The organism is Sphaerotilus sp., assembly GCF_031429695.1.
GTDB lineage: Bacteria > Pseudomonadota > Gammaproteobacteria > Burkholderiales > Burkholderiaceae_C > Sphaerotilus.
This window is the reverse complement of the sequence record NZ_JANPAB010000102.1, coordinates 46949-52948: the sequence shown is the minus strand read 5'-3', so window position 1 is coordinate 52948 and position 6000 is coordinate 46949. Positions and strand designations below refer to the sequence as shown.

The 6000-nt window shown below is 64.3% G+C and carries 6 protein-coding genes; 2 read left to right on the top strand and 4 right to left on the bottom strand.

Annotated features, from left to right (window positions below; all coding sequences use genetic code 11):
- The 4 genes from RMP06_RS19180 to rpsL form a co-directional block, all read right to left on the bottom strand.
- The coding region (locus RMP06_RS19180) for a GTP-binding protein (protein WP_310462085.1) at positions 1-207 on the bottom strand (207 nt) is incomplete at its 3' end.
- A gap of 174 nt (positions 208-381) precedes the next feature.
- Positions 382-2484, bottom strand: coding sequence for an elongation factor G (gene fusA / locus RMP06_RS19175; RefSeq protein ID WP_310463394.1), 2103 nt, complete (start codon positions 2482-2484; stop codon positions 382-384).
- A gap of 104 nt (positions 2485-2588) precedes the next feature.
- Positions 2589-3059, bottom strand: coding sequence for a 30S ribosomal protein S7 (rpsG, locus tag RMP06_RS19170; protein ID WP_310463397.1), 471 nt, complete (start codon positions 3057-3059; stop codon positions 2589-2591).
- Between the two features lie 172 nt (positions 3060-3231).
- Positions 3232-3618, bottom strand: coding sequence for a 30S ribosomal protein S12 (gene rpsL / locus RMP06_RS19165; protein ID WP_179633901.1), 387 nt, complete (start codon positions 3616-3618; stop codon positions 3232-3234).
- Between the two features lie 161 nt (positions 3619-3779).
- On the opposite strand from rpsL, the gene RMP06_RS19160 reads away from it, so the two are divergent.
- Together RMP06_RS19160 and RMP06_RS19155 are read left to right on the top strand one after the other, a co-directional pair.
- A complete protein-coding gene (locus RMP06_RS19160) occupies positions 3780-4709 on the top strand; it encodes a LysR substrate-binding domain-containing protein (protein WP_310463393.1) in 930 nt (309 codons plus the stop codon).
- Positions 4710-4782: 73 nt separating this feature from the next.
- Entirely contained in the window at positions 4783-5934 is a 1152-nt protein-coding gene (locus RMP06_RS19155) for an alpha-hydroxy acid oxidase (RefSeq protein ID WP_310463392.1), read from the top strand.
- Positions 5935-6000 lie beyond the last annotated feature (66 nt).

Genomic DNA, 6000 nt, shown 5'->3' with positions numbered 1-6000 from the left:
CTCGACGTGCGCGGTGTTGATCGTGATGCCGCGGGCCTTCTCTTCCGGTGCCGCGTCAATCTGGTCATACGCCTTGGCGGTGCCGCCAAACTTCTTCGACAGCACGGTCGTGATCGCCGCCGTCAGCGTCGTCTTGCCGTGGTCCACGTGACCGATGGTGCCCACGTTCACGTGCGGCTTGCTGCGGACAAACTTTTCCTTGGCCATTTTCTGATCTCCAGATCAAAGAACATTGCCGGTGGACGGTTTAATGTCTCGCGGAAGTCTGGAAGTCCGTTCACCACCGGCAGTGAACGGCAGACTCGCCGAAGACAACAAAAGGAGTGCTGCCACCCGGAAGGCCGGGTGGCAGCGGGCAGTAGTTTACTGCGGTTTGCTGCGTTACTTCGACCGTGCAGTGATGATCTGCTCGGCGACGTTGCGAGGAGCTTCGCTGTAGTGCTTGAACTCCATCGTGTACGTCGCACGGCCCTGCGTGGCGGAGCGCAGCGAGGTCGAGTAGCCGAACATTTCCGACAGCGGCACTTCGGCCTTGATGACCTTGCCACCGCCAGGGATGTCGTCCATGCCCTGGACCATGCCGCGGCGGCTGGACAGGTCGCCCATCACCGTGCCGGCGTAGTCTTCCGGGGTCTCGACTTCGACGGCCATCATCGGCTCCAGGATCACCGGCTTGGCCTTGCGGCAGCCGTCCTTGAAACCGATCGACGCGGCCATCTTGAACGCGTTTTCGTTCGAGTCCACGTCGTGGTACGAACCGAAGGTCAGCGTGACCTTCACGTCCACGATCGGGAAACCGGCCAGCACGCCGTTCGGCAGCGTGTCGACCAGGCCCTTTTCCACCGCGGGGATGAATTCGCGCGGCACCACGCCGCCCTTGATCGCGTCCACGAACTCGAAGCCCTTGCCCGGCTCCTGCGGCTCGATGGTCAGCACGACGTGGCCGTACTGGCCCTTGCCGCCGGACTGGCGCACGAACTTGCCTTCGATTTCGGTGACCTTGTCGCGGATCGTTTCGCGGTAGGCGACCTGCGGCTTGCCGACGTTGGCTTCCACGCCGAATTCGCGCTTCATGCGGTCGACGATGATTTCCAGGTGCAGCTCGCCCATGCCGGAGATGATGGTCTGGCCCGATTCTTCGTCGGTGCGGACGCGGAACGAGGGATCTTCTGCGGCCAGACGGCCCAGCGCGATGCCCATCTTTTCCTGGTCGACCTTGGTCTTCGGCTCCACGGCCTGCGAGATCACGGGCTCCGGGAAGACCATCTTTTCCAGCGTGATGATGGCGTCCGGATCGCACAGGGTCTCGCCCGTGGTCACGAACTTCAGGCCCACGCAGGCGGCGATGTCACCGGCCAGAATTTCCTTGATTTCTTCGCGCTGGTTGGCGTGCATCTGCAGGATGCGGCCGATGCGTTCCTTCTTGCCCTTGATGGGGTTGAAGACGGAGGCACCGGATTGCAGCACGCCCGAGTACACGCGCACGAAGGTCAACTGGCCGACGAACGGGTCGGTCATCAGCTTGAACGCCAGCGCAGCGAACTTCTCGCTGTCATCGGCGCGGCGGCTGGTCGGCTCGTCGTCTTCGTCCAGGCCTTGGACCGGCGGGATGTCCACGGGCGAGGGCATGAAATCGATGAGCGCGTCGAGCATGCGCTGCACGCCCTTGTTCTTGAACGCGCTGCCGCACAGCATCGGCTGGATCTCGCAGGCGATGGTGCGCGTGCGGATGGCCAGCTTGATCTCGTCTTCGGTCAGTTCACCGGTTTCGAGGTACTTGTTCATCAGGTCTTCGGTCGCCTCGGCGGCGGCTTCGACCATCTTCTCGCGCCATTCGTTGGCGACCGACACCAGCTCGGCCGGGATCTCGGCGTAGTCGAACTTCATGCCCTGCGAGGCTTCATCCCACAGGATGGCCTTCATCTTGAGCAGATCGACCACGCCCTTGAAGCCTTCTTCGGCGCCAATGGGGATCACGACCGGCACCGGATTGGCCTTCAGGCGCGTCTTCATCTGCTCGACGACCTTGAAGAAGTTGGCGCCCGTGCGGTCCATCTTGTTCACGAACGCCAGACGCGGCACCTTGTACTTGTTGGCCTGGCGCCAGACGGTTTCCGACTGCGGCTGCACGCCACCGACGGCGCAGTACACCATGCAGGCACCGTCGAGCACGCGCATCGAACGTTCGACTTCGATGGTGAAGTCCACGTGTCCTGGGGTGTCGATGATGTTGATGCGGTGTTCCGGCAGCGAGCGGTCCATGCCCTTCCAGAAGCAGGTCGTCGCAGCCGACGTGATCGTGATGCCGCGCTCTTGTTCCTGCTCCATCCAGTCCATCGTGGCCGCGCCATCATGGACTTCACCGATCTTGTGGTTCACGCCCGTGTAGAACAGGATCCGCTCGGTGGTGGTGGTTTTGCCGGCGTCGATGTGGGCCGAGATACCGATGTTGCGGTATCGCTCGATGGGGGTCTGGCGAGCCATGGTGTCACTCCAAATGCAAAGACTGCCCCAGACGGTCGATCGGACCGAAGAGGGCAGTCAGGGGGTTCAAGGTCGGATGGACCGGATCAGTCTCAGTCTCTGAATCAGAAACGGAAGTGCGAGAACGCCTTGTTGGCTTCCGCCATGCGGTGCACTTCGTCGCGCTTCTTCATCGCGCCGCCACGGCCTTCGCTGGCTTCGAGCAGTTCGTTGGCCAGACGCTGGGCCATCGACTTTTCGCTGCGCTTGCGGGCAGACTCTTTCAGCCAACGCATGGCCAAGGCCATCCGGCGGACAGGGCGAACTTCCACGGGAACTTGGTAGTTCGCACCGCCGACGCGGCGGGACTTGACTTCGACCATCGGCTTGACATTGTTCAGCGCGGTCATGAAGACTTCGAGCGGCTCCTTGCCGGCCTTCTTCTCGACCTGCTCCAGGGCACCGTAGATGATGCGTTCTGCAACAGCCTTCTTGCCCGATTCCATGACGACGTTCATGAACTTGGACAGATCGATGGACCCGAACTTCGGATCGGGCAGGATTTCGCGCTTGGGTACTTCGCGGCGACGTGGCATTTCAATTCCTTTCGAGGCTTCAGTTGGCAACCGGTGCTCAGCGAGCGTGTTGGCGGCCTTGGATGTCGCTCACAGCCTGGACATCCACTTACTCCCGACAGCCTGGGGTTGAACACAGGGCTGAACGGTGACGAGGTGACGACCGAGACGGTACGTCAAATCACGGACAGGCTTATTTGGCCTTGGTGTTCTTCGGACGCTTCGCGCCGTACTTGGAACGCGATTGCTTGCGGTCCTTGACGCCCTGCAGGTCGAGGGAGCCGCGCACGATGTGGTAACGCACACCCGGCAGATCCTTCACACGACCGCCGCGCACGAGCACGACCGAGTGTTCCTGGAGGTTGTGGCCTTCACCGCCGATGTACGAGATGACCTCGAAACCGTTGGTCAGGCGCACCTTGGCGACTTTCCGGAGTGCCGAGTTCGGCTTCTTCGGGGTCGTGGTGTAGACGCGGGTGCAGACACCGCGGCGCTGCGGGCAATTCTGCATCGCAGGCGACTTGGACTTCGTGACTTCGACCTCACGGCCGTGGCGCACGAGCTGGTTGATGGTTGGCATGGGTAACTTGTTCCCGTTTGAAGTTACGATGTTTTCCGGTCGTTCCGATGACCACACGGCGCGGCGATTTGCCATTGCCATGCGCTCGGAAATTTCCGAAAAGCCTTCGATTGTACGCGCGTTCCGTCTGCAGGGGCAATGCGTCCGCTAGAGTCAGGTGCATGCCTGCTGCGTCCGACCCTTCCGATGTCCGTTTCCCCTCGATCGAGGGCCTGCGTGCGTTCGAGGCCGTTGCCCGGCTCGGCTCCTGCGAGCGCGCGGCCGATGAACTGGCTGTGACCGCCAGCGCCATCTCCAAGCGGGTGGCCACGCTCGAAGACCTGCTCGGCACCCCGTTGTTCAACCGCAGCCTGCGCACCCTGGCCCTGACCGCCGCCGGTCGCGAGTACCTGGAGCAGGTGCGCGTGGCCCTCGGTCTGCTGGCCGCCGTGCCCTTGCACCGCCGCCAGGTACAACGTGTTCAGCGCCTGCGTGTGAGTTCGCCGCCGACGTTCGCCCGGCAGATCCTGGTGCCGGCGCTGACCGACTACACCGACGCGCACCCCGAGGTCGAACTGGAGATCGTGCTGTCGATTCCCTACATTGATGGCGGGCAGGCCGACGCCGATGTCGAGATCCGCAACGGGGACGCCGCCGCCGCCGGGGTCGATCCGCTGATGGACGATGTGCTGGTGCCGATGGCCTCGCCGGGGCTGCTGGCGCGTCTGCCTGCGCTCGCCGTGCCGGCGGATCTGGCGCAGGCGCCGCTGTTGCGCACGCCGCTGGAGCCGTGGATGCCGTGGTTCCGCGCCGCCGGCCTGGACTGGCACGAACCGACACAAGGCCCGCGTCTGGTGGACCTGGGCTTGACGCTGGAAGCCGCCGTGTGCGGGCAAGGCATTGCCTTGGCGCGGCCGTCGCTGGCACGGTATTGGCTGCGCAGCGGCGCGCTGGTGCCGCTGTTCCGCATCACGGCCCGGCCGGCGCATCTCTATTACGCCGTGGCCCACAGCGCGCACGAGCCGGCCTTCGGTTTCATCGACTGGCTCGCCACCATGGCAGCCGAGCTGGCGGACGAGGCCGCGCAGGAACTTCTTTCCCGCTCGACCTGACGATTGTTCCGCCCGGTGGGCGCGGGGCTGTCCTACGATCCTGCCACCCAGAGGAACGAGGAGACCCGCCACCATGACCGTCATCACCTGCATCGAAGACCTGCGCCAGCTCGCCGAGCGGCGTGTGCCCCGCATGTTCTACGACTACGCCGACTCCGGCTCGTGGACCGAAGGGACCTACCGCGACAACGAGCAGGCCTTCCAGCGCATCAAGCTGCGCCAGCGCGTGGCGGTCAACCTGGAGAACCGCAGCACCGCGGTGAAGATGATCGGCATCGACGCGAAGATGCCGGTGGCGATCGCGCCGGTCGGTCTGACCGGGATGCAGCACGCCGATGGCGAGATCCACGCGGCCCGCGCCGCGGAGAAGTTCGGCATCCCGTTCACGCTGTCCACGATGAGCATCTGCTCGATCGAGGACATCGCGCAGCACACCACCGCGCCATTCTGGTTCCAGCTTTACATGATGCGCGACCGCGAGTCGATGGCCCGCATGATCGAGCGTGCCCGCGCCGCTCGCTGCAGCGCGCTGGTGCTGACGCTGGATCTGCAGGTCATCGGCCAGCGCCACAAGGACCTCAAGAACGGCCTGACCGCGCCGCCGCGCCCGACGCTGAAGAACATCGTCAACCTGATGACCAAGCCGCGCTGGTGCCTGGGGATGGCCGGCACGAAGCGCCACACCTTCCGCAACCTCGTCGGCCATGTGAAGGGCGTCAGCGACATGCGCTCGCTGTCGGCATGGACCAACGAGCAGTTCGACCCGCGGCTGTCGTGGGCCGACGTGGCCTGGGTCAAGGAACGCTGGGGCGGCAAGCTCATCCTCAAGGGGATCCAGGATGTCGAGGATGCGCGGCTCGCGGTGACCAGCGGCGCCGATGCCCTCGTCGTCAGCAACCACGGTGGCCGGCAGCTCGACGGCGCGCAGGCCAGCATCGACGCGCTGCCGGCCATCATCGAGGCCGTGGGTAGCGAGATCGAGGTCTGGATGGATGGCGGCATCCGCAGCGGTCAGGACGTGCTCAAGGCGTGGGCACTCGGCGCCCGCGGCACGATGATCGGCCGCGCCATGGTGTACGGGCTGGGCGCGATGGGCGAGGCCGGCGTCACCAAGGCGCTGCAGATCCTGCACAAGGAACTCGACGTGACGATGGCGTTCACCGGCCACACCCAGCTCACGCAGGTGGACCGCAGCATCCTCGTCCCCGGTACGATTCCGCGGTAACTATTGGTTTCTGGTGGCTGCGCCCCACGGACGTCTGAACACAGGCTGAACGCCTCGGTAGCATCG

Bases quoted from the DNA above. Each gene is read 5' to 3' on its own strand.
- fusA (WP_310463394.1), bottom strand. From the start codon at position 2,484: ATGGCTCGCCAGACCCCCATCGAGCGATACCGCAACATCGGTATCTCG.
- rpsG (WP_310463397.1), bottom strand. From the start codon at position 3,059: ATGCCACGTCGCCGCGAAGTACCCAAGCGCGAAATCCTGCCCGATCCG.
- rpsL (WP_179633901.1), bottom strand. From the start codon at position 3,618: ATGCCAACCATCAACCAGCTCGTGCGCCACGGCCGTGAGGTCGAAGTC.
- RMP06_RS19160 (WP_310463393.1), top strand. From the start codon at position 3,780: ATGCCTGCTGCGTCCGACCCTTCCGATGTCCGTTTCCCCTCGATCGAG.
- RMP06_RS19155 (WP_310463392.1), top strand. From the start codon at position 4,783: ATGACCGTCATCACCTGCATCGAAGACCTGCGCCAGCTCGCCGAGCGG.